Origin of the sequence: uncultured Parabacteroides sp. (assembly GCF_947855115.1) — a bacterium.
Lineage (GTDB): Bacteria > Bacteroidota > Bacteroidia > Bacteroidales > Tannerellaceae > Parabacteroides.
In genome coordinates this window covers 46778-70837 of sequence record NZ_CANTZW010000001.1, presented here as the reverse complement: position 1 = coordinate 70837, position 24060 = coordinate 46778, and the positions used below count along the sequence as shown (strand labels likewise).

14 protein-coding genes are annotated in these 24060 nt (G+C 49.1%); 9 read left to right on the top strand and 5 right to left on the bottom strand.

The features are described from left to right. The first annotated feature begins 8 nt into the window (after positions 1–8). The 7 genes from Q0110_RS00285 (at position 9) to Q0110_RS00255 (ending at position 11907) form a co-directional block, all read left to right on the top strand. The gene (locus Q0110_RS00285; RefSeq protein ID WP_297900587.1) at positions 9–1670 is read left to right on the top strand and encodes a SusD/RagB family nutrient-binding outer membrane lipoprotein; all 1662 of its coding nucleotides are present in this window, start codon (positions 9–11) and stop codon (positions 1668–1670) included. A 172-nt stretch (positions 1671–1842) separates the two neighbouring features. Further along, on the top strand, positions 1843–5148 hold the full coding sequence (locus tag Q0110_RS00280; RefSeq protein ID WP_297900584.1) for a SusC/RagA family TonB-linked outer membrane protein: 3306 nt from the start codon (positions 1843–1845) through the stop codon (positions 5146–5148). 4 nt (positions 5149–5152) lie between these two features. Then, positions 5153–6748 (top strand): SusD/RagB family nutrient-binding outer membrane lipoprotein, encoded by a 1596-nt coding sequence (locus Q0110_RS00275; RefSeq protein ID WP_297900581.1) that lies wholly within the window; start codon positions 5153–5155, stop codon positions 6746–6748. An 89-nt stretch (positions 6749–6837) separates the two neighbouring features. Then, on the top strand, positions 6838–7239 hold the full coding sequence (nikR, locus tag Q0110_RS00270) for a nickel-responsive transcriptional regulator NikR (RefSeq protein WP_057326478.1): 402 nt from the start codon (positions 6838–6840) through the stop codon (positions 7237–7239). An 86-nt stretch (positions 7240–7325) separates the two neighbouring features. Further along, entirely contained in the window at positions 7326–9209 is a 1884-nt protein-coding gene (locus tag Q0110_RS00265) for a TonB-dependent receptor (RefSeq protein ID WP_297900575.1), read from the top strand. 132 nt (positions 9210–9341) lie between these two features. Further along, a complete protein-coding gene (locus Q0110_RS00260; RefSeq protein ID WP_297900572.1) occupies positions 9342–9737 on the top strand; it encodes a response regulator in 396 nt (131 codons plus the stop codon). A gap of 25 nt (positions 9738–9762) precedes the next feature. Beyond that, positions 9763–11907 carry a KamA family protein gene (locus tag Q0110_RS00255; RefSeq protein ID WP_297900569.1) on the top strand — a complete coding sequence of 715 codons (2145 nt, stop codon included), beginning with the start codon at positions 9763–9765 and terminating at the stop codon, positions 11905–11907. A 332-nt stretch (positions 11908–12239) separates the two neighbouring features. Here the strand turns inward: Q0110_RS00255 and Q0110_RS00250 are convergent, their stop codons facing one another. Further along, positions 12240–12647, bottom strand: a complete 408-nt coding sequence (locus Q0110_RS00250; RefSeq protein ID WP_297900566.1) for a hypothetical protein — start codon at positions 12645–12647, stop codon at positions 12240–12242. 232 nt (positions 12648–12879) lie between these two features. On the opposite strand from Q0110_RS00250, the gene Q0110_RS00245 reads away from it, so the two are divergent. After that, the gene (locus Q0110_RS00245; protein WP_297900561.1) at positions 12880–13422 is read left to right on the top strand and encodes a DUF2148 domain-containing protein; all 543 of its coding nucleotides are present in this window, start codon (positions 12880–12882) and stop codon (positions 13420–13422) included. A 5-nt stretch (positions 13423–13427) separates the two neighbouring features. Continuing rightward, entirely contained in the window at positions 13428–14396 is a 969-nt protein-coding gene (locus Q0110_RS00240) for a hypothetical protein (RefSeq protein ID WP_297900557.1), read from the top strand. 154 nt (positions 14397–14550) lie between these two features. Here the strand turns inward: Q0110_RS00240 and Q0110_RS00235 are convergent, their stop codons facing one another. The 4 genes from Q0110_RS00235 to mfd all read right to left on the bottom strand — a co-directional run bounded on the left by Q0110_RS00235 (position 14551) and on the right by mfd (position 23989). Further along, complete coding sequence (locus Q0110_RS00235; RefSeq protein ID WP_297900554.1) at positions 14551–15846, bottom strand: Na+/H+ antiporter NhaC family protein; 1296 nt, start codon at positions 15844–15846, stop codon at positions 14551–14553. A 34-nt stretch (positions 15847–15880) separates the two neighbouring features. Beyond that, positions 15881–18469, bottom strand: coding sequence for a DUF5686 and carboxypeptidase-like regulatory domain-containing protein (locus Q0110_RS00230; protein ID WP_297900551.1), 2589 nt, complete (start codon positions 18467–18469; stop codon positions 15881–15883). 193 nt (positions 18470–18662) lie between these two features. After that, a complete protein-coding gene (locus Q0110_RS00225) occupies positions 18663–20564 on the bottom strand; it encodes an AMP-binding protein (protein WP_297900549.1) in 1902 nt (633 codons plus the stop codon). Between the two features lie 71 nt (positions 20565–20635). Then, entirely contained in the window at positions 20636–23989 is a 3354-nt protein-coding gene (gene mfd, locus Q0110_RS00220; RefSeq protein WP_297900546.1) for a transcription-repair coupling factor, read from the bottom strand. Positions 23990–24060 lie beyond the last annotated feature (71 nt).

The following is a 24060-nucleotide window of genomic DNA, read 5'->3' as shown; positions in this document are numbered from 1 at the left end:
GAATTATTATGAAGAGTATAAAGATATTGACAGCTTGTTCGTTAATGATGCTAGGTGTGACTAGTTGCGACCTGACGGGTATAAATGAGAACCCGGATAAACCAACGGACGACGTGAACTATAATATGAACGAACCCCGTCTGGCCTCTACATTGCGTGGTGGCGTGATCATTGATGGTAACGTGGAACAACGTCTGAAACCGTTGCAGCTTGATTTCTATTCCCAGATGACAATCGATGGCGGTGGATGGAGTACCAAGAACTATATCCAGAACGATGAATGGAATAACCTCACATGGGAGGAATATTTGAAACAAATCGCTTCTCTCAATATCGTGATCCGTAGCCTGACGGAAAAAGATAAGGATACTTATGCGAATACGATCGCTTTCGCCCGGATCTGGCGTGTATATGTACATACGCTGGCTGCCGACAAGTTTGGCCCGATGCCTTTCCCGGCTTATGAGACTGTTGAGGCGAATCCTCCTTATAAATCGCTGAAGGATATCTATGATGAGTACTTCGAGGAACTTGATGCTGCCGTAAATGGCTTTAGCGATAGCGCGCAACCTATTTTCTCCGATGCGGGTATCGACTTGGTTTATAAGAATGATGTATCGAAGTGGAAACGTTTTGCCAACTCCTTGCGTCTTCGCTTGGCTGTCCGTTTGACGGAGGTGGATCGGGAGAAATGTATCGCTGAGGCGAATGCCGCTATTTCTTCACCGGCAGGTTTGATCTCGGATAAGGCTGATAACGCTTATATGCCGCCGAAGGCTGATGGTTCTTGGGGACAGGATTACAATTATACGATGTTCCAGATCACATGGAGCGGTCCGATCTGTATGTCTAAATCGGTTGAGAAGCTGGTGACGAATATTGGTGGCGTGGCTTGGCCTCAAGGTGTGGTGAACCAGACATCCGGAGTCGCTGTCTCTAGCGTACATCCGGAAAAGGTAGACCCTCGTGCCCCGAAGATTTTCCAGCCGGGTATAGAGAATGGAGATTGGAAAGGTTTGGTATACGGACCTAAAGCCGAGGAAGCCAATACCGGTATTTATCAATCGAAACAATGCGCCGAGCTAGGCTTTATTATCAAGGATGGCGCTCCCTATAAATCTCGCCCGTATGATTTACTCCTTTCCGAAGAGGTTCATTTCTTGAAGGCTGAGTTATATGCCCGTGGTTTTATCGCTGGTGACGCTAAATCGGAATATGAGGCAGGTGTCCGTGCTTCTTTCACTACTTGGGGAGTTGCTTCTGAGGCAGATGACTATTTAGCTTCCACGGAGAAGAATGAGGCTGGTACAAGCGCTAAATATGATGATCAGCAAGGCGCAGGAAATACGGCTCTGGAAAAGATCATTACCCAGAAATATATCGCAGGTATACCCGATTTGGCGCAAGAAGGCTGGAGTGATAAGCGTCGTTTGAACTTACCTCGTTTGGATGTCGCTGTCTATCGTGACCAAGCCGTTTACAACAACAACGATACAGATATCTTGAAATCAGCTAATTTTATCAAACGAATGAAGTATCCGACAAAGGAAAGTTTGATTAATGCGGTTGAGTATGAGAAAGGCAAATCTATGTTGGGCGGTAAAGGTGATATCGTATCTACTCCGCTGTGGTGGGATAAGAGTTCTAATTATTGCACATCCTTAAAATAGACAAACAGATTGAGATTGATTACATTGGGCTTTAACAGAAGCTGATGGTTGTTCTCGTTTGGAGATACTTATCTGTGAAGAACAGTACTCTAAACGAGAATTTTGTTATATTTGAATAGTTTTGATTAATAATTGTTGTGTTTACTTGTGGTAAATAGTGTGTGTGTAAATTATGAGATTGTATATTTATATCTTTATTCTATTATTATTCTGTATATTCCGGTTGGATGCCCAACAAGAACATCCGGAATCTTATATTCGTATCTCTGCCTCGGTTAGCTTGGCTGGTGCTTTGGATGAGATCGAGAGCCAAACCGACTATTCTTTTATTTATGATGCCCAGGTGATCAATTTGTCTGAGAAAGTGCGTAAACCTCTATCCGGACGTACGGTTTTCGAGATCTTAAATTTATTATTTAAGGACACGGAGATTGTTTATACGGTTATGAATGACCAGATCATCCTGAATAAGAAAGAGGTGATAATCCAGATACAACAAAAGCAGGATGGTAAGGTAAAAGGTATCGTGATCGATTCTAAGGGAGAACCTATCGCTTGCGTAAATGTGGTGGAAAAAGGAACGAGAAACGGTACGATTACGGATATGGATGGTACCTTTGTGTTGGAGCTTCCCGAGGAGGCTACTCTGGTTTTTTCTTATATAGGTTATCGTTCACGGGAAATTGAGTATGAGGGGCAATTGTCGTTGGATGTGCGATTGGAGGATGACGCCCAGATTTTGGAAGAGGTGGTCGTTACGGCCCTGGGTATCGAGAAGAAAGGAGCTTCCTTGCCTTATGCCACTCAATTGGTTGCTGGAGAGGAGTTGGTAAGGGTTAGGGATTTTAATTTTATGAGTACGCTTTCCGGAAAGATGGCCGGACTCCAGATTAACCGGACTTCTGCCGGCCTGGGTAACTCTTCCCGGGTGATTATCCGGGGCAGTCGTTCGGCGTCCGGGAATAACCAGCCTTTGTATGTGATAGATGGTGTTCCGATCTTGAGCATTAGCAGCGAGCAAGCCTTGACAACGATCGGAGGTACGGCCGATGCCGGTAACCGGGACGCGGGGGATGGTATCTCTAATCTAAATCCTGATGATATAGAGAGCTTGAGCGTCTTGAAAGGAGCTTCGGCCTCGGCTTTATATGGTGGACAAGCGGCGAACGGTGTGATTTTGATCAAGACGAAAAAAGGCAGGGCCGGGATGCGGAATATTCATTTCTCCTCGTCGCTGACTGTCGATCAAGCGATCAGTCTCCCTAGGTTCCAGAATGAGTTCGGACGGACGGATGGAGCGGAAACTTGTTGGGGGGATCGGGCTTCCCTTCCGGTTTATGACTCCGTAGGTGATTTCTTCCGAACAGGTATTACCGCTATTAATTCATTGGTATTTACGGCAGGAAATAGCCATGTGCAAAATTATTTCTCGTATGCCAATACGACTGCGAGGGGCATCGTTCCTAAAAACAACTTAAGCAAGCATAATTTTAATCTCCGTGAAAGCTCTTCTTTCTTTGAGGATCGTTTGATCTTGGATGGACAGGTGAATTTGATACTTCAAACGGTCAAAGGAAAACCTACGGTCGGAGGATTTTATATGAACCCGTTACAAGGTTTGTATACGTTTCCTCGAGGGATGGATATGACACCTTATAAGGAGAATTTTGAGGTATATAACGAGAAACGGAATATGAACGTCCAGAACTGGTATACAACGATTACCGATTTTGAGCAGAATCCTTATTGGTTGGTCAACCGTACGGAAAACGAGGACAAGCGTGCCCGTGTGCTGGCATTGGCTTCCGCTGGTTTCAAGGTGACTGATTGGCTTACGTTACAGGGCCGTGGAAATATCGATTATGTGAACGATAAGTATCAGCAGAAAATCTATGCTTCTACCTCTCCGGGCATCGCCGGTGAGAATGGGCGTTATATTTATTGTACCTATCAGACTACATTGGTCTATGGGGACTTGATGGCTAAGTTGAATAAAAACTGGGATGATTTCTCCTTGAACGCCGCTATCGGTACGAGCATAACAGACACACGTGTCAGTGCGTTGAGGCTGGATTCGAAAACAGCTTCCTTGTATTATCCGAATGTCTTTACGATCACTAATATCAATATGTCCTCCAATGCCTACATCGAGGAATCGGATGATGTACGCCGGCAAATACAATCCCTTTTTGCGATGGCGCAGTTAGGGTATAAGGGAAGCTTTTACCTGGATGTGACCGCCCGTAATGATTGGTCGTCTACCCTTGCGTTTACGGAACGTAAATCAAGAGGTTTTTTCTATCCTTCTGTCGGTCTTTCCTGGATTATCCCTAAATCCTTTTTGATACCTTCCTTGATATCTTTTGGAAAAGTACGGGCTTCTTGGAGTAAGGTGGGTAATGATATACCCTTATTCGTCAGTAATACGGTAGGCCATATCGCCGCCGGAGGGATTCCCCAGCCGAATGATACGGCCCCGTTCGGTACCTTGAAGCCGGAGATGAGCAGCTCTTTTGAGATAGGTACCGAATGGAAATTCTTTGATTATCGGATGGACGTGGATCTTACGTTCTATAAGACCAATACGAAAAATCAACTCTTCTCTTTGCCTTCTTCCGCCGGCGCCGCTTACAAGTATTATTTTGTGAACGCGGGAAATATACAGAATATGGGAGTGGAACTGACGCTCGGTGCGGTTCCCGTCTTAATGAATCAGTTTAAATGGAATACGGTACTCAACTTTTCCCGGAATAAAAATGAGGTGAAGAAACTGCATGATGATTTGGCCAGCTTCATTCAAGGAGACGAGGGCTTCTCCTCAAGCTATACGATGCGCTTGGTGGAAGGCGGCTCGTTCGGTGATATCTACGGGAAAGCTTTTGAGCGGGACAAATATGGCGCGATCGTGTACGGTCGGGACGGCTTGCCTCAAGAGATCGGTAGCGGGAATACGGCTAAGGTGGGTAATTGCAATCCGGCGTTCTTATTGGGGTGGGGGAATAGTTTGACGTATAAGGATTTCTCGTTCTATTTCTTGATTGACGGGCACTTTGGGGGAGACGTGCTGGCCCAGACTCAGGCGGTGCTTGACCAAACGGGAGTGAGCGAGGTTTCCGGAGAGGCCCGTACGATGGGGTACGTGGATTTGGAAGGGTATCATATTTATAACATAAAAGGATTTTATGAGCAAGTGGGAGGACGAAACGGCGTGACCGAATATTATATGTACGATGCCACCAATGTCCGTCTGCGGGAGTTGTCGTTGGGATATACGCTTCCGAGGAGGTTGTTGGGGAGGAAACAATTTGTCAAAAAGGCGGAGTTGTCTTTTGTCGCCCGGAATCTGTTCTTTATTTATAAAAAGGCTCCATTTGATCCGGATGCCGTGCTTTCGGCGAGCAATAGCAATCAAGGGATCGATATATTCGGGATACCGACTACGAGAAGTGTCGGCTTTAATGTGAAACTTTCATTCTAGGCGTATGAAAACGAGATTTCTGAATGAGATGGCAGGGCTGTTGGCCGTATTACTCCTTTTTTCCTGTACGGGTAAGTTCGAGGAGTATAATACCGATAATACGGGTTTTACCGATGAGCAGAAAACGTATGATTATAATACGTTTGGTGTCAGGCTAAAAGTAGTCCAGATGGGGATTTATTTTAATTATGACTGGGGAAGCGGCAAGAACTGGCATTTCCAGACGATGCAAAACCTGAACGCGGATATGTTTTCCGGCTATATGCATGATTTTAAGCCCTTCAACGCCGGATTGGGGAATACGGTCTATAATTTGCAGGATGGTTGGAATGGCACGATGTGGGATAATACGTATGGATATATCATGACGGAGATAAAGCAGACGGAAGATCATTCCCGTGATAAATATCCGGCTTTCTATGCGATCGCCAAGATACTGAAGGTAGAGATCATGCATCGGATCTCGGATTATTATGGCCCGATCGTGTATACGAAGTTCGGGGAGTCGGATGCCGGGGTAATGCCGGATTCCCAGAAAGACGCTTATTATGCTTTTTTCCGGGACTTGGGGGAGGCTATCCGCCTGTTGTCCGAATATGACGGGGAGGAAACCTTTTCCCGTTTCGATATGATTATGCCGGAGAATTACAGGACGTTTGGGGAATGGGTACGTTTCGCCAACTCATTACGTTTGCGCTTGGCGATTCGTATCGCCACGGCTGACTCTGATAAGGCAAGAGACGAGGCGCATGAATCGTTGACGCATCCAGCCGGTTTGCTGGAGGATGATTACGAGGTGGTCGCGGTCGCTACCGCCGGAACCGGCTACTCGAACCCGCTGGGGGAGATCAATAAGGCGTGGGGAGAGGTTTTCATGAACGCTAATATGGAATCGATCCTTAAGGGATATAAGGACCCCCGGTTATCCCGTTATTTTGAGCCTGCTACCGGACAGGGATATTCCGGGGAGTACCGGGGAATCCGGCAAGGGACGGGATTTAATCATTCCCGCTATAGTGAGCATTCGAGAAGCATGATTACCCAGAGAACGGACGCTATATTAATGACACCTGCGGAAGTTTGGTTCTTACGTGCGGAGGCTGCCTTGCGGGGCTGGTCCGGGGAGGACGCCGGGACTTGCTATGCGCGAGGCGTACGATCATCATTCAACCAATGGAGGGTGGGAGAGGCGAGCGCTTATTTACGAAGTGATCTTATAGCCGCCGATTTCGTGGATACGTTTACTCCCGAGTATTCGGCGAGAGCGCTTTGCTTGGTGTCTCCGGCATGGGATGAGGAAGCCTCTAGGGAGATCAAGCTGGAGAAGATCATTACCCAAAAATGGATCGCTTGTTATCCCGAGGGCTGCGAGGCTTGGGCAGAGCAGAGGCGTACCGGTTATCCCCGTTTGTTTCCGGTTCTGGTGAATAAAAGTAATGGGAAGATCGATACGCGAACGATGATTCGTCGCTTGAATTTCCCGGTTAGCATTATTTCCGGTAACCCGGCTCAGTATTCCGCCTTATGTGAGTATCTGGGAGGCCCGGATACCGGAGGTACCCGTTTATGGTGGGATACCGGAGTGAATTTTCGTGATTAGCGACTAATTTTTCCTCTTCCCGCCGATAGAATACCGGGATTTTTGAAAAAATACTACCTTTGACATCGAAAATTATAAAAAAAGGGTTTATGTCTTTAAAACGTTTCGGTGTCTCTTTGGAAGACAATCTGTTGGAGTCATTGGATCAATATGTGAATGAGAATGGCTTCGCCAATCGTTCGCAAGCGATTCGTTTTCTGATAGAGAAGAATGTAGCCGAACGTAAATGGCAATGCAACCATATCGTGGCGGGGACGATCGTGATCATGTATGACCAGGTCAAGAAAGAGATCTCGTTGAAGATTACGAGTATCCAGCAAAACTATAAGGACGTGATCTTGTCGTCTTCCCAATATTATATCAATCAGAATTTTTGCTTGCATATAGTGACGGTGATGGGAACGGCCCACCGCTTGACGGAATTGTCGGATAAGCTGACGACGATCAAAGGCATTAAGCATGGCAAGTTGGTGATGAGCCGGGCGGATTAATCCTTTTTTTTGCGGGTTTGGTAACACGTTTTTTTGTAGTCGTGTTACTATAGGATGTTTAAAATGATAATAGATATAAGTAGTATATGAGAAAAGAACTTTTACTAGTTTCCGGACTATTGATAGGCTCCATGGCATTCGCGATAGATCCGGCAGAGATTGACAGTCTGATCAACTTGAAAGGGGTGGTTGTTTCCGCCAATAAGATCCAGGTGAACCGGAACAGTGTGCCGTTATCTATCTCGGTCATAGAGCGGGAGGAGATTGAGGCTAGCAGTGAATCGGCGTTGCTTCCTGTATTGTCGGAACATGTGCCGGGATTATTTGTGACACAAAAAGGAATCACAGGATTTGGAGTTTCGGAAGGTGCGGCCGGAACCGTGAATATTCGTGGTGTAGGGAGTGGAAATAAGGTTTTGATGTTGTTTGATGGACAACCGCAATGGGCGGGTGTGTTCGGACATGCGTTACCAGATACATATGTTGCATCGGATGTTGAGCGGGTGGAAGTTATCCGTGGACCGGGTTCTTTATTATATGGCTCGAACGCTATGGGAGGAGTTGTCAATATTATCACTCGTCATCATAAACAAGAGGGAAGGCGTACGCAGGCCCGTGTGATGTATGGTTCTTATAACACACAAAAATATATGGTGAATAATGGTTTTAACGTTGGGAAGTTCAGTAGCTTTGTCTCAATTAACCATGATCGTACCGACGGACATCGTCCGAATTCGGATTTTAACATTACCAATGGTTTCGCTAATTTGGGATATACATTCAATGAACATTATAAGATGACAGGAGATGTTAGCTTGGCCAAATCTAAATTTCAAAATCCAGGGAAGATCTCGGCTCCTGTATTAGATAATAAGATGGATATCCTGCGTGGTACGGCATCTATGGCTTTAGAAAATAATTATGGGAAAATGAGTGGTGCTTTACGTGTGTTTTACAATTGGGGAAATCATAAGATTAATGATGGTTATGATCCGGGAGAGGAACCATTGACTTATCTATTCCGATCTAATGACCACAATGTCGGTGTCTTATTATATGAGTCTTTTCGTTTGTTTAAAGGGAATAACTTTACCGTAGGTATTGATTATAAAAACTGGGGTGGACATGCTTGGAATGATAATAACGATGGCTCTAAACAAGAATTGGTCGACAAAACCGTGAATGAAACGGCCGGATATGTCATTATGCAACAGGATTTGTTTGATATGTTAAGCTTGAATGCAGGTGTCCGTTACGAGCACAGCAGCACTTATGGTGGAGAATGGGTTCCTCAAGGGGGAGTGACTGTCCGTCCGTTTGAGGGAAATACGATCCGGGCTTCTGTATCTAAAGGTTTTCGTAGCCCTAATATTCGTGAAATGTATATGTGGGGAGCCGCAAATCCTGATTTGAAACCGGAGAGCATGGTGAATTATGAGGTAGCTGTCGGACAATCTTTTTTGGGCGGTGATTTATATACTGAGTTAACCGCGTTTTTTATTGATGGAAAAGATATGATATATTCGGTGAGCGTGAATGGAGATAATCAGCCTCCTTTCAAGAACCTGAATACGGGTACATTTACGAATAAAGGTATTGAGTTTGAAACTCGTTATCAAATTTGTGAGAATTTAAGTATGAACCTGAATTATAGTTATCTGCATATGAGTAAGCCTATTCCGGGTGCCCCCGGTCAAAAATTTTATGTAGGGGCTGTTTATAAACCGGGACGTTTTACTTTAAATGTAAATGTACAATCTATCTTTGATCTATATACCAATGAAGGTTGTACGGAGAAGGAAGATTTTACTACCTTGAACGCAAAAGTAGCTTACCGTTTCGGTACACGTGATAAAGGCTTGAACCTATTTGTCAAAGGAGAGAACCTGACGGCTACCCGGTATTCCATCAACGAGGGATTCCCGATGCCGAAGGCGATATTCATGGGAGGGATAGATGTTACTTTCTAACACGAGTGGAAAAAGAACACCCTTGAATGCTCATATCTCCTTGAATTTTATGTATACTTTCTGATATTTGTTTTATCTTTGCTTCATCGGAGTTTAGTAAGTTTCGCTTTAAAGAATAAAACACTATATGATATGGATGTGAGAAATGATTTGGGTGGAGGTAGGCCCACGTTGCTAATCGCGGAGGATGAGGAAAGTAATTATTTACTTCTGAAGACCATTTTACATAAATATTGTAATTTGATCCGTGCTAAGACAGGCTTGGAAGCTTTAGCTCTCTTCAAGGAAAACAAGGTGGACTTGATCTTGATGGATATAAAGATGCCAGAGATGACGGGTATCGAATCCTTGAAAGAAATCCGGAAGCTATCGAAAGATATCCCCGTGATCATGCAATCGGCTTATGTATTCGACTCTGATATGGAAGCCGCCAAAGAAGCCGGGGCTTCCGGTTTTATTACGAAGCCGATCAATCTGAAGATATTGAAAAGTACGATATCGCAGTATTGCCCATCGATCGTATGGTAAGGATATCTACAAAAATGACATGCTTATGATAAAAAAAGAACATCTTGTAGCCGATATTTCTAAACTGAGAAAAGTATATAACCAGAGCTTCCCTTGGTTGGTTACCTTGGCGGAAGAAAGCGAGAACGCAAAGTATTTTAAGGATGCTTTGCGTTCTCTTATTTCATCCCGGCTCACGGAAAAAGAGAATCCCCGGGGTAGTATAGGAATAGCGGTGGCGAGGCGTATCCTTCTTTTGATCGAGCATGATGATACTTTCGTGGATGAGTTGTCTACGGGTGAGCGTCTTCCGGTACGGACGGTCTCTTACCTTTGGCAATTCCTGACGGGTCGTTTAGGGAATGAGCTCTCTCCCGATTTATTTATTGATCTGTACCACCAGTTTGATTTGTTGGAGCATCCGGTAGAGATCCTGCCGGACCGGGCGTTGGTGAAAAGGCAGATGGGGCGTTGGCCTACCGGACTTGATCCGGAGGTGATCGCTATCCGTGAGAGGAATAAGGAGCGTATTATCGCTTGTTTGATCAAGAAGATCGAGAGACGCCATAGCCCTTCATCACGTTTTCAGTTTGCGGAGGGTATCACCTATGAGGAGAAAGAGGTCCAGGTGCGTGAGTGGTGGAATACCGCCCGTTTCCATTTATCGATGGCGATCAAGAGCCCTACGGAGTTGAATTTCTTTTTGGGATATTCTCTCTCGGACGAGACAATGGGTTTATTGGCCCGTGCCAAGAAGAAGGGGATGCCCTTTTTCGTGACTCCCTATTACTTATCCCTGCTAAATATAGAACATGAGGGGTACGACGATGCTACGGTACGGTCGTATATCCTGTACTCGAATGAGCTGGTAGATACGTATGGAAGTATCAAGGCGTGGGAGAAGGAAGATATAGTGGTTGCCGAGGAGCCGAACGCCGCGGGCTGGCTGTTGCCGGAGGGACATAATATTCACCGGAGATATCCGGAGGTGGCGATCTTGATCCCCGATTCGATGGGGCGTGCTTGTGGTGGATTATGCGCTTCTTGCCAGCGTATGTACGACTTCCAGAGCGAGCGTTTGAATTTCGATTTCGAGGCCCTGAAGCCCAAGGAGAGTTGGGACCGGAAGTTACGCCGTTTGATGCGTTACTTCGAGGAAGACGCCCAGCTGCGGGATATCCTGATAACGGGCGGGGATGCCTTGATGAGCCAGAACGCTACCTTGCGTAAGATATTGGAGGCGGTATATAAGATGGCGGTGCGGAAACGGAAGGCGAACGAGAGCCGTCCGGATGGCGAGAAGTACGCCGAGTTGCAACGGGTACGGCTAGGTTCCCGGTTGTTGGCTTACCTTCCGTTGCGTGTGACCGGCGAGTTGGTCGATATATTAAGGGAGTTCAGGGAGAAGGCTTCCGCTGTTGGTGTGAGCCAGTTCTATATACAAACGCATTTCCAGTCTCCGTTGGAGGTAACACCGGAGGCGAGACACGCTATAGAGGCGATCTTGGCGGCAGGCTGGACGATCACGAACCAGTTGGTTTATACGGTCTCGGCTTCCCGTAGGGGGCATACGGCGAAATTACGGCAGACTTTAAACGCCCTTGGGGTGGTTTGCTATTATACGTTTTCCGTGAAAGGGTTCCGGGAGAATTATGCGGTTTATACCCCGAACTGCCGTTCGTTGCAAGAGGCTCATGAAGAGAAAATCTTTGGCCGGGTTCCGGGGGAGAAACAAGCGGAGTTGTATGATATGATCCGTAACCGGCGTCCTTTAGGTAAGCGCTTGGCTCGTTTCTTGAAGGAGAACGGGCTGTTGTTTGCCGGGACGGATCGTAACGTGTTAAACCTGCCTGCTATTGGCAAGAGCATGACTTTCCGTACCATAGGCCTGACTTCCGAGGGAAAGCGGATTCTTAAGTTCGATCACGACGGGAGCCGTCTGCATAGTCCGATTATTGACCGGATGGGCGAGGTTTATATCGTGGAGAATAAATCAGTGGCCGCTTATCTGCGACAGTTGAAAGAGATGGGAGAGGATGTCAATGAGTATCGGACGATCTGGAATTACTGCGAGGGAGAGACCGAGCCTCGTTTCAGTATTTATGAATACCCGGCTTATCCCTTTAAGGCCACGGCCCGAATGACTAATCTTGAATTATCAGACAGACAATTCAGAACTACGAAAGAATGAATCCATTTCCTCGGTTCATACATTCGTGTGTTTTGGGTTCGTGTAGCTGTGTACCTTTAGTTCGTATGGCCGTATATCTTCGGTTTGTATAACCGTATGCCTTTGGTCTGTATAGCCGTATGCCTTTGGTCCGTATAGTCGTGTGCCTTCGGTTTGTGTAGTCGTGTGCCTTCGGTTCGTGTAGCCGTATATCTTTGGTTCGTATAACCGTGTACCTTCGGTTCGTGTAGCCGTATATCTTCGGTTCGTATAACTGTGTACCTTTGGTCTGTATAGCCGTTTGCCTTCGGTTGGTATAACCGTATATCTTCGGTTCGTATAGCCGTGTGCCTTCAGTCTGTATAGCCGTGTGCCTTCGGTTCGTATAGCCGTGTACCTTCAGTCTGTATAGCCGTGTGTCTTTGGTTCGTATAGCCGTTTGCCTTCGGTTCGTATGGCCGTATACCTTCGGTTCGTGTAGCCGTGTGCCTTCGGTTCGTGTAGCCGTGTGCCTTCGGTCTGTATAGCCGTGTGCCTTCGGTTCGTATAGCCGTGTATCTTCGGTTCGTATAACTGTGTACCTTCGGTTCGTATAGCCGTGTGTCTTCGGTCCGTATAGCCGTGTACCTTCGGTTGGTATAACCGTATATCTTCGGTTCGTATAACCGTGTACCTTCGGTTCGTATGGCCGTATACCTTCGGTTCGTGTAGCCGTGTGCCTTCGGTCTGTATAGCTGTGTACCTTCGGTTCGTATAACCATATACCTAGTTGTAGAGACGGGGCGTGCCCCGTCTCTACCCAGCAAAATGGTAACTTAAAGATACTATCAGTCGGTGCTGAGACGGGGCACGCCCCGTCTCTACAACTGGGTACAGATATATGAGGTGGGGGGGGGATTTTATAATAACTTACGAATTATGAATTCTATTTTCATGTGTTTGCCTTGGTTTCGTATATTTTGCTTAATTTTGTTTCACTGAATTTAGAAGGATATGATACAGAACGAAAGAGAGATCAGGCATGAGCTTGTGTTACAGGCCGCACGCCGTATGATGACAGCCGCCCGCACTGCTCCTAAAGGCAAGGGTATTGATATCATAGAGATAGCGATGGTGACGGATGGGGATATCTTGCGTGTATCCGATGAGATGATCCGTATCGCCGGAGAGACCGGATTCAAGTTCTTGCTCCGTGATGCCGAGAATATAAAGAGTGCGGATGCCGTGGTGATTATCGGTACTTCCCAGAAAGTGCAGGGCTTGAACTGCGCCCATTGTGGTTTCGATACCTGCGTGGAGAAGCCGGAACTGGTTCCGTGCGCTATTAATTCCGTGGATCTGGGTATCGCTATCGGATCGGCTTGCGCTACGGCGGCAGACTTGCGTGTGGATACCCGTGTCATGTTTAGCGCAGGTTTGGCGGCCCAGCGACTGGGATTGCTGGGGAACTGCAAATGTGTGATGGCAATACCGGTCAGCGCTTCGTCGAAGAATCCTTTTTTTGATCGTAAACCGAAAGAAGAACCGAAAAACTAGAACAAATGAGTGACTCTATTCTAAAATTCGCGAATAAGCTGGAGCTACGTTACTCCTTCAATAATAAATCCAATTATATAGATGCCATGATCAAGCACCGGTGTGAGAAGGAGATTCTTACCTTGATACGTTCGCTGGCAGATATGTTGGACGTGAAGATGACAGTCTACAATGAGCCTTACGACAAGGAGGGTGGTTTCCGTGAGAAGCTGGGCGTGGCCGGGGAGAATAGCCGCTCTATTTCCATCGTGTTGAACCTGGTGATGCAGGTATTGACCCGTCCTTCGTTGTCGGTGGGCGGACAACCGTTGATGGATCGTACGCCTGCGGATGAGGAAGAGATGCAGCGTGAGTTGTCCAAGCTTCGCCGGGAGTTGCGGTTGAAGACTCCGGGGGCGACACCTTCCCACCGCTTGATCGACCTGCTGAACGCCTCGCCTCGCTTCTGCAAGTGCAAGTCTAATTTCTACGAGGCCTTGAAAGGGTATCCGAAGGTGACGAAAATCTCGGTGCGTGAGCTGAACGAGAAGGATCGCAGCCGTTCCGGTTCGCTGGAGGTGAGACGGGACCAGTTCGATTACTTTATCTTGCGTAGCGACGACCTGCCTACGGTCAAGGATAATAAGGCTACGATAGAGATCATATCGCCGGTACTGAAGGATAGTAAGTATCGCTGGAAAGGTATCTACAACAAGGGAGGCGAGACGATCGATTTCTATATGCAGGACGAGGATTTCAAGAAGCAGATGTTTGAGGACAAGATCTCGTTCACGAGCGGCATGTGCATCGATTGTGTCTTGGAGATCGCCCGCCGCCTGTCGGAGCTAGGAGAGGTGGTCAACGTGAGCTATACCGTGACTACGGTGATCCGTACCCGTTTCGATAAGATGGAGATCGTCACCCCTCAAGGCAAGCGCCATCTCCGTAAACTGGAAGCCGAGAAGAAGCAACTTACGCTGGATTTGTTCGGTTAACTCCCGACAGCCGTACTTCCATCGCTCCCAGACACTATTGTGTTTCTACCTGAACACAGTAGTATTCATCAGTGAACACGATAGTATTCAAATCCAGACACAGTAGTCTTTTTGCGTTGGATACTATTGTGTTTTTTTCGTAAGGACGGGTAGTCTATACGAGTGTATATTTCCTCGGATAATTGAATAAGATCGCCAACAAGGTACCTGCCCCCAATAGATACGGATAGTAAAGGTATTGCATGATCTCGATAGGAGAGACGTGCCCGAGTCCGGCGGCCATCAGCATCTGGGCACCGTAGGGAATGATTCCCTGCACGAAGCAGGAGAAGATATCCAATAGGCTGGCGCTGCGGCGGGGATCTACCTTGAAACGGTCCGCTATGTCCTTGGCGATCGGTCCGGCCATGATCAGGGCGATCGTATTGTTGGCCGTGCAAAGGTTGGCGAAGCTTACCAAGGCCGCTATACTCGCCTCGGCCCCCTTGGAGGAATGAATGCGGGAGGTAAGCTTGCGGATGATCCAGTCGATACCCCCGTTATAGCGGATCATCTCCAACATGCCTCCTGCCAGAAGCGTCACGATAATCAGTTCGCCCATATTCGTGATACCTAGTCCCATGGAGGCGTTCCAGCCCCAGATATCGAAGCTGCCGGTCCACAGGCCGACTATTCCGGACAGGACGATCCCGATGAATAGCACCAGCATGACATTGATCCCGCAAACGGCGGTTACCAACACCACCAGGTAAGGAATCACCTTGATCCATTCGATCGGGTCTGGGGTATAAGCGTTCTCCACGCCGCTTCCCACCAGCACGTATATCAATCCGGTCAGTATCGCTATCGGTAGGGCGATGCGGATATTCACCTTGAACTTATCGGACATCTGGCAACCCTGCGTGCGGGTAGCCACGATGGTCGTATCGGATATGAACGACAGGTTATCGCCGAACATGGCGCCACTCACCACGACACCCAGCATAAGGGCATCCGGCATCCCTGTCTTGTCCGCTATACCGACGGCTACCGGAGCCAAGGCCACGATCGTTCCGACCGACGTCCCGACCGAGATGGATATGAAACAAGCAGCCAGGAAGATTCCGGCCGCCAACAGGTTTCCGGGCAGGATGGACATCGCCAAGTTCACGGTAGCGTCTACGGCACCCATCGCCTTGGCGGTCTGCGCGAAAGCCCCGGCGAGGATAAAGATCAATACCATCAGCATGATATTGCTATTGGCCGCCCCCCGGCAGAACTGCTCGATACGGTTGCTTAATTTGCCTCCCTTGGAGATCGCTATCGCTACGATCGAGGAGATAACGAAGGCTACCGTTATCGGCATCTTATAGAAATCTCCCGCCACGATAGATACCACCAAATAAGTCAATAAGAATACCACCAGCGGTGTCAACGCCCAAGCATTCGGTCTACGTTCCAACTCCCCCATTTAATTTTCAATTTTCAATTCACGATTTTAATTCTCAAAAGGAGAACCGCAACGCTATACGTACGCCCCCCTTCTTGATATTCGGTTGATCCAGATACGTCAACCGGCGGTAATAATCAATTCGTAGTATCTTGAAGATGTTTTCCAGACCGACACTGGCCTCTAGGTAAGGCGTACGGCCCATCGGCGAGGTTCCCTCGGGGAAGCGGTACAACCCCGTCGGGTCCAAGGCCGGGTTATTCTTATCGGTCAGTCCTCCGTAGAAACCGCTGAACGATATCACCTCACGCAAACGTAGCCACTTCACACCCGGAATGCGGTTTAAGATCCATCCCTTCATATAATACGTGAAGTAGAACGAGACATACTGGTCGCTAACGAACTCCAACGCACGCATCATATTGAAGGCTTGCGGCTGGATGGTGATGGATTGGTTGGTATTCGGCATGATGAGCAAGGGGAAAGGAACCTTGTCCCATACCTTGCCCGCCGTCACCAAGGCATCGATATGCCCGAAGGAAGAGAGCCAGATCCGTTTCTCGGCGCTGAGTTCCGTATGGTTGTAGTTGAAATCGCCCCCCAACACGTTCTTCAAACCCATCTGATGGGAGAGCTTGAATACGGGAGCGTCTTTCGAGAGGTTGAAAAGCGAGTTTTTACCTTCCCGTCCGTTATAGGCACGCTCGCCCGGGGCGAAACGAAGCTGGGCCCCTAGCTCGGTATTGGTGAAACTCTTCAGGTTCGTCAATGTTCCGTCGGCGTTGTAACGGTCGTAGCGGAGCGTTCCGGCTGCCTCGTTGTTCTCGTTGCGTGCCCAAGTGGTAAAGGTCAAGCCATTCAGCCATTCCTTCTGGTATTGGAGCATGGTCTTACGGATGTATTGCATCATGGTGACAGGCTCGCCCACTTTCCATGCTACGAACATATTATCCTTGCTGGTAAAAAGGAAATCTTGACCAGGTGTATATACGTCGTATTCCTGGATAGCGGAGATATTATTTACCGGGCTTTCTCCCTCGTGATATTTCTTCTTGTCTATGCTATACGTCAATTTCGCGTTATATTTCAACTTGCGGTCATTTACGCCATAGGCCAGATAGCCGCTGGCGAACCAATGCGGGTTTAGGTTCGCTGTTGTCATACCTCCCACACGCATGCGGAAGCCCTCCAGATGATTGGCGCTGAAAGTGGTGTTCATCGGGCCGAAATCGAACTTGCTCTTCTCCTTGTCTGCCGTGGTCGGGATATAACCGGTGATTAATATCTCGGCGGTCTTGATAATTACGTTGAAGGCCGGTACCTTGCGGAGTTGTGCCAACAAGTCATCCAATGCGCTTTCTTTCTCTTTCAAGGGGACGTGGCGGTTGTTTATCCAGAATGTGTCGGTTTGGGCGGTCGCTTCCGGAAGCTCGTGGATCGGACCAAGAAGACCGAAGATCGAGTCGGCGTTCTGCACGTCGAATTGATACTTGTCGAAATTCCTTAACTGGTGGGCATAGAGCTGTTGAGCCCCTTTTACGATATAGAAATTGACATAAGTATTCTCGTTGGCGAGCACCCAGGTACTATCCGGCATACGCTTGAATTCTTGCTCGATCCGGAGTTTGTCCACCCAATTGAGGTTGATGTTCGCCGGGGTGTTCAAGAGGAATTTCTTGACGGCATAGTTGCCATCCAGGGTGATGTACAAACGTCCCGTGAATCCGTAGCTCTGACTGTTTACGGGTACGAAAGCGAGGTCTACGCACCGGTCTCCGGCCACGTCTACCGTATCCATGATATAATACTTGTAATAGGAGACTGCTAGCGTAGAGGATAACGGGCTTACGAAGCGGTTCAACAAGATATTGATATTGTTGTCGAAGATGTTTACACCCTTGAATATTTCCTCCAGGTTGGAGGTGATGGCGCCACCATCATCCAAGGTCTTGTCAATACCTTGTTGGCGTTTAGCCTTGGTGATCGTCTTCTCTGACTTAGGATGTTTGCGGTAGTATTGATCGGAGATTGTCTCGCGGACGGAGATCGTCAAAATTGGTTTTCCGTTGAATTCCGAGGTGTCTAGGTAGTTCTTGATGAATTTGAATTTCTTCAGGAACTTATTCTTCTCGAGATTGGGGTTGAAGTCGTCCAGCGACATGCTGAGCTTCTCGTACACCTCGCTTTGGTATTCGTCTTTCGCCTCGATACGATTATCGTCCTTATGCTCTATGACTTTCTTGATCAGCTCCACGGCGGGATTATCCTTGCGGGAATATTTCTCACGCTTAGGCTTGACAACTACCTCGGCTATCTCGAACGAGGTAGGCCGGAGGAGCACGTTGAGGGCGTTGTTCTTCTGCCCGGCCTTTAGGCTTACGACCTTATTGTCGTATCCAAGCGAGGATACGACCAGTTTGGTGAGCCCTTTGTCGTTCTGGAGGCTGAAAGCCCCGTCGTCATCGGTCATCGTCCCGATCGTCGAGTTCTCGAACATGACGGATACGTAGGATAGGGGTTCCCCGCTGACCGAGTCTCTTACGATTCCTGATGCAGAAGTTATGCTTTGAGCGTATAGGATAGAAATGCCAGTCACGAATTGTAACAGGACTAGCAAAGTGATATAGCGAATAGATCTTACCATGTAAATGTCTCGTTATTCCTTCACGGATAATACAACAGGCAAAGGTATGCTTTTTTCGCGGGAGGAAGGAAAGAGAGGCTATTAATAATCATTAATCCCCAGTTGTAGAGACGCGGCGTGCCGCGTCTCAATACCGTCTGATCGCATTTTTAAGTTGCCGTTTAAAGGGGATGAGACGCGGCACGCCGCGTCTCTACAACGCCTCCTTGTTCCACTTGTTCAGCGGGTTCTTTCCTTCGGGGGTATAGAGCTGGGCGATACGGTCGGCGTAGGCTTTCTCCACCTTCCCCCGTACGATCTTCATGGTGCTGTTTACCATGCCGTTTTGCTCGGTGAAAGGCTCGGGGAGGATGGCGAAGGTTGTCGGCAACCAACGATCCGGGAACATACTAGACAGGTCGCCTCCCTTGCGGAAACGGTCGATCTGGCGCTGGATGATACGGATGGCCTCTTCCCGGCCTTGGTCGCTCGAGAGGTCCAGGTTTTGATAGGCCAGATGTTTCCGTAACCGCTCCTTGGCAGGAACCAGCAGGGCGGTCGTGTACGGACTCTGGTTGTTATACAGGATCAACTGGTCGATGCAAGAGGAATGCTCTACCAAGGCTTCCTCTATACCTTCCGGACTGTATTTCTCCCCGTCGCTTCCGATCAGCAGGCTCTTGAAACGACCCAGCACATAAAGAAGCCCGTCACGCATATATCCCATATCCCCGGTGTACAGCCAGCCTTCCTTCACGGTATCGGCCGTCGACGCGGGGTTTTTCCAATAGCCGGCCATCACGTTCTCTCCCCGGATGACGATCTCGCCTTTCTCTCCCGGAGGAAGTACGTTGCCGTCCATGTCGCAGATCTTCAGGTCGAGGGGCTGCACCAATACGCCGCTACTGCCGAAGGTATGGCGGCGGGGGCCGTTGGTCGAGATGATCGGTGTCGCCTCGCTCAGCCCGTATCCCTGATACATCGGGATTCCCAAGGCGTAGAAGAACCGTTGCAGGTCCTTATCCAGCAAGGCACCTCCTCCGATAAAGAACTTCAGCTCGCCCCCGAAGTTCTCTCGGACTTTCGTGAACAATAGCTTGTCGAACAAACGTACCAGTGGCTTCAAGAGGATACGGAAGCCTTTTCCTTCCTCCTTATCGCTATCCCCGTTATAGATATAACCGATCCGTAAGGCTAGGTTGAAAAGGCGGGTGACGTTCTTCCCTTGCGCACGGATACCCTGCTCGATATTCTTCTTGAAGTTCTTCGCCAAGGCCGGTACGCTCAGTATCAGGTACGGCTTGAACTCTTTTATGTTAATAGGGATATTCTTCAAGGTCTCCATACCGGTACGCCCTACCTGTACGGTAGCTACCGAGGCTCCCTTCGACATGAAGATGTAGAATCCTACCACGTGGGCGAAGCAGTGGTCCAGCGGGAGGATCACCAACGTACGCCACGTATCGTCTATGTCCACGCAGGTGAGCGCTTGCTCCACGTTCGCCGTATAGTTACGGTGGGTAAGGATCACGCCTTTCGGATCGGCGGTCGTGCCGGAGGTGTAGGTGATGGTGGCGTAATCGTTGTTGCCCAGCGATTGCCCGATCGCCAAGAACTCCTCTAGCGGATGGATACCCAGGTAGATTTTTCCCATCCGGTGTATCTCGGACAACGGTATCTCACGGTCTTGGTATTCCGCTTGCTCGTCGAGTACGATGATTTTCCGTACGGCGGGTAGTTTATCCCTGATCGCCCGTATCTTCCCGAGTTGCTGTCCGGATACCATGATATATTTCACGTCGGCGTGGACGAGACGGAATAAGAGGTCGTTCGCCTCCTCCAGCTTGATAGATAGGGGTACATTGGTGGCCCCGGCGTAAAACATGGCCAGCTCTCCGATGATCCATGCGTTGCGGCCCTCGCTCAGCAAGGCCATATTATCCCCTTTCCGTACACCCAATGATACGAGGCCGGCGCCTTCCTCATAGACGAGGTCTCGAACCTCGGAGTAAGTGGTCGGCTCGAACCGCTTGCCCGTCTTCTCCCATAAGAAGGGATTACCGGGGAAGCGCTTGACTGAACTCTCAAAAAGGTCTATAATCGTTTTCTTTTCCATATCTTTTCGTATTTGTAGGAGGATGTGTTCTGTGTTGTCTGCGTCTGGTCTATTCGATTTGACGCACTCTCTTATGAGTTTATTTTTTCCATCTCTTGCAGGTAGCCGCATGCCGCTTCCACCGTGGGGACGTTCTTGATCACGATACTCCGTTTGCCGTTCTGCTCACGGAGGTTGCATTCGCGGGGATGCTTCTGGATGAAACCTAGCAGCTTGCCGAACGCCTCGCTCTGGTAATACGGGCTATCCGGGTTATTCACCAAGAAGAGGCTCATCTGCCCTTTCTTCAAGATCACCTTCTCCATACCCAGTTTCTTGGCCATACGACGGAGGCGTACGATCCGGATCAACTCCTTACCCTCCTTCGGTACCTTGCCGAAGCGGTCTTTCAGGCGTTCCGTGAAGGCGAGGATATCACGTTCCTCCTCCATATTATCCAGCTCCCGGTATAGGGAGATACGTTCCGAGTCGTTGGGGATGTAGGTGGGTGGGAACATCAATTCCAGATCACTCTCGATATACGTCTCCCGGACGTACTCGCTACCCGTATCCCGGTGCCCTTCGTCGCCCACGGCGTAAAGGTCGGCGAATTCCTCGCTCTTCAACTCGTCTACCGCCTCCTCCAAGATCTTCTGGTAGGTCTCATAGCCCAAGTCGGCGATGAAACCGCTCTGCTCGGCGCCCAGCATATTCCCGGCTCCCCGGATGTCGAGGTCTTGCATGGCGATATGGATGCCGCTACCCAGCTCGGAGAAGTTCTCGATCGCCTGTAACCTGCGCCGTGCCTCCTGCGTCAGCGAGCTGAGGGGTGGGGAGAGGAGGTAGCAGAAGGCTTTCCGGTTGCTTCGTCCTACCCGTCCGCGTAGCTGATGGAGATCGCTGAGCCCGAATTGCTGGGCGTTATTGATGATGATCGTATTGGCGTTGGGTACGTCGATACCGCTCTCCACGATGCTGGTGGCGATCAATACGTCGTATTCATAATTCACGAAATCGAGGATGATCTTCTCCAGCTTCTCCGGCTCCATCTGCCCGTGCCCCACGGCTACCCGCGCGTCGGGGACTTCCCGCCGTACCAAGGCCTCCATCTCGTAAATATTCTGGATACGGTTGTTGATGAAGAATACCTGCCCGTTCCGGCTCATCTCGAAATTGATCGCTTCCCGGATGATATCGGGATTGAAACGCTCTACCTCCGTCTGCACGGGATAGCGGTTGGGGGGAGGCGTGGTGATGCTGGAAAGGTCTCGGGCTCCCATCAGGGAGAACTGCAAGGTACGGGGGATCGGGGTGGCCGTCATTGTCAAGGTGTCTACGTTCACTTTCAGTTGCCGGAGTTTCTCTTTCGTGGACACCCCGAACTTCTGTTCCTCGTCGATGATAAGCAAGCCCAGATCCTTGAAGCGCACGTCCTTGCCGACAATCCGGTGCGTGCCGATCAGGATATTCACCTCGCCCTCTTTCAGCTCTTTCAACGTAGCCTTGATTTGTGCGGCCGTACGGGCACGGCTGACGTAATCGATCTTGCAAGGGAAATTCTTCAAACGCTCGCAAAACGTCTGGTAATGCTGGAAAGCCAGTACGGTAGTGGGTACCAACACGGCCACCTGCTTGTTGTCCGATACCGCCTTGAATGCCGCTCGGATGGCAACCTCGGTCTTTCCGAAACCAACGTCTCCACAAATCAACCGGTCCATCGGACGGGTACTTTCCATATCCACCTTGACCTCGGCGGTCGCCTTCATCTGGTCCGGCGTGTCCTCGTAGATGAAGCTGGCTTCCAGCTCGTGCTGCATGAAACTGTCGGGGGAGTAGGCAAACCCCGTCTCCTGCTTGCGTTTGGAATAAAGGAGGATCAAGTCTCGGGCGATATCCTTCACCTTCGCCTTGGTACGTTCCTTCATCTTCTCCCAAGCGCCCGTGCCGAGCTTGCTCAACTTAGGCGGCTCGCCGCTCTCTTTCCCCTTGTATTTCGATAATTTATGCAAGGAATGGATGCTGACGAAGATGATATCGTTATTCTGATAAATCAATTTGATGGCCTCTTGCATCTTACCGTTCACCTCGGTGCGTACCAAGCCTCCGAACTGTCCTACGCCATGATCGATATGTACGATATAATCCCCTTGCGAGAATTGGTTCAGTTCCTTGAGCGAAAGGGTGATCTTTCCGCTTCGTGCCTTATCGCTCTTCAGGTTGAACTTATGGAAACGGTCGAACAATTGATGGTCGGTGAAAAAGCAGATGCGTAGCGTATCGTCGGCGAATCCCTCGTGTATCGTGCGGTTCACGGCGGTGAAAGGGATATTGTCGTCCCGGTCCTCGAAAATCATCCGGATACGGTTGGCTTGTTTCTCTTGGTCGCTCAATATGTATAACGCATAGCCCTCGTCGAGGTATTTATGGAACGACTCGCTCACCCGGTCGAAATTTTTATGATAGATCGGCTGTGTTTGCGTGGAGAAATGGATGGTAGCGTCTGCCGTCCCCATCGGCCGTGCCCCGAAATGAATACGACGGAAATCCAGGATCTCCCGAAGAAAGTCGTCCGCCTGGACTAATTTCTTCCGCATCTGGTCGATATCGGCGAAGGATTCCTCGTCGGCAACCACCGGATCGTCGTTCCATACGCTTCCGATACGCTCCTTGCACCATGCGAGATCTCTCGCCGCTATACAGGTGTTCCGGGGTAGGGAGCCTAACAGGGATGTGCTGTCCTTGGCGCTCTTGCTCATCTCCGGGACGATATAGATGCTGTCTAGTTTCTCCTTGCTGAGTTGCGTCTCCACGTCGAACGTACGGATGGTCTCCACCTCGTCGCCGAAAAAGTCGATGCGGTAGGGAAACTCGTAGGAGAAGGAGAAAACGTCGAGGATACTGCCCCGGAGGGCGTATTGCCCCGGCTCATATACATAATCGACCTGCTCGAAGCCATACTCGTCCAGCACGTCGGAGACAAACATATTATCCAGCTTCTCGCCCACGCTGATCTTCAAGGTATTCTCCTTCAATACCTCACGGGCCACGACCCGTTCTGCCAAGGCGTCCGGATACGTGACGATCACGAAGGAAGCGTCCGGGTCTTGCAACCGGCTGAGCACCTCGGTACGCAGGATCTCGTTCGCCGGATCGACATGCCCGTACTTGATGGCCCTCCGGTAAGCGGACGGGAAGAAGTATACCTCATCGTTGGCGGTAAGCTGCATCAGGTCATGATAGAAATAACCGGCTTCCTCTTGGTCGTTCAACACACACACATAGCTTCCCCTTCCTTTCGTGAAAAGAGAGGCGATCGTCATCGCCGGACCCGAGCCGTTCAGTCCCTTTAGGAATATATTGCGGGACGTATCGTTTTTCAGTAGGGTGTCCAGCGCCGTCACCTGCGGGTGAGCGGCATATAGTTTCAATAATTCTTGTACTTCCAAAGCGATATCTTGTTTCCGCGAAGGTAACCTTTTTGTATAAAAAAATAAGCCGTGTTCTCCTAAATCAATTA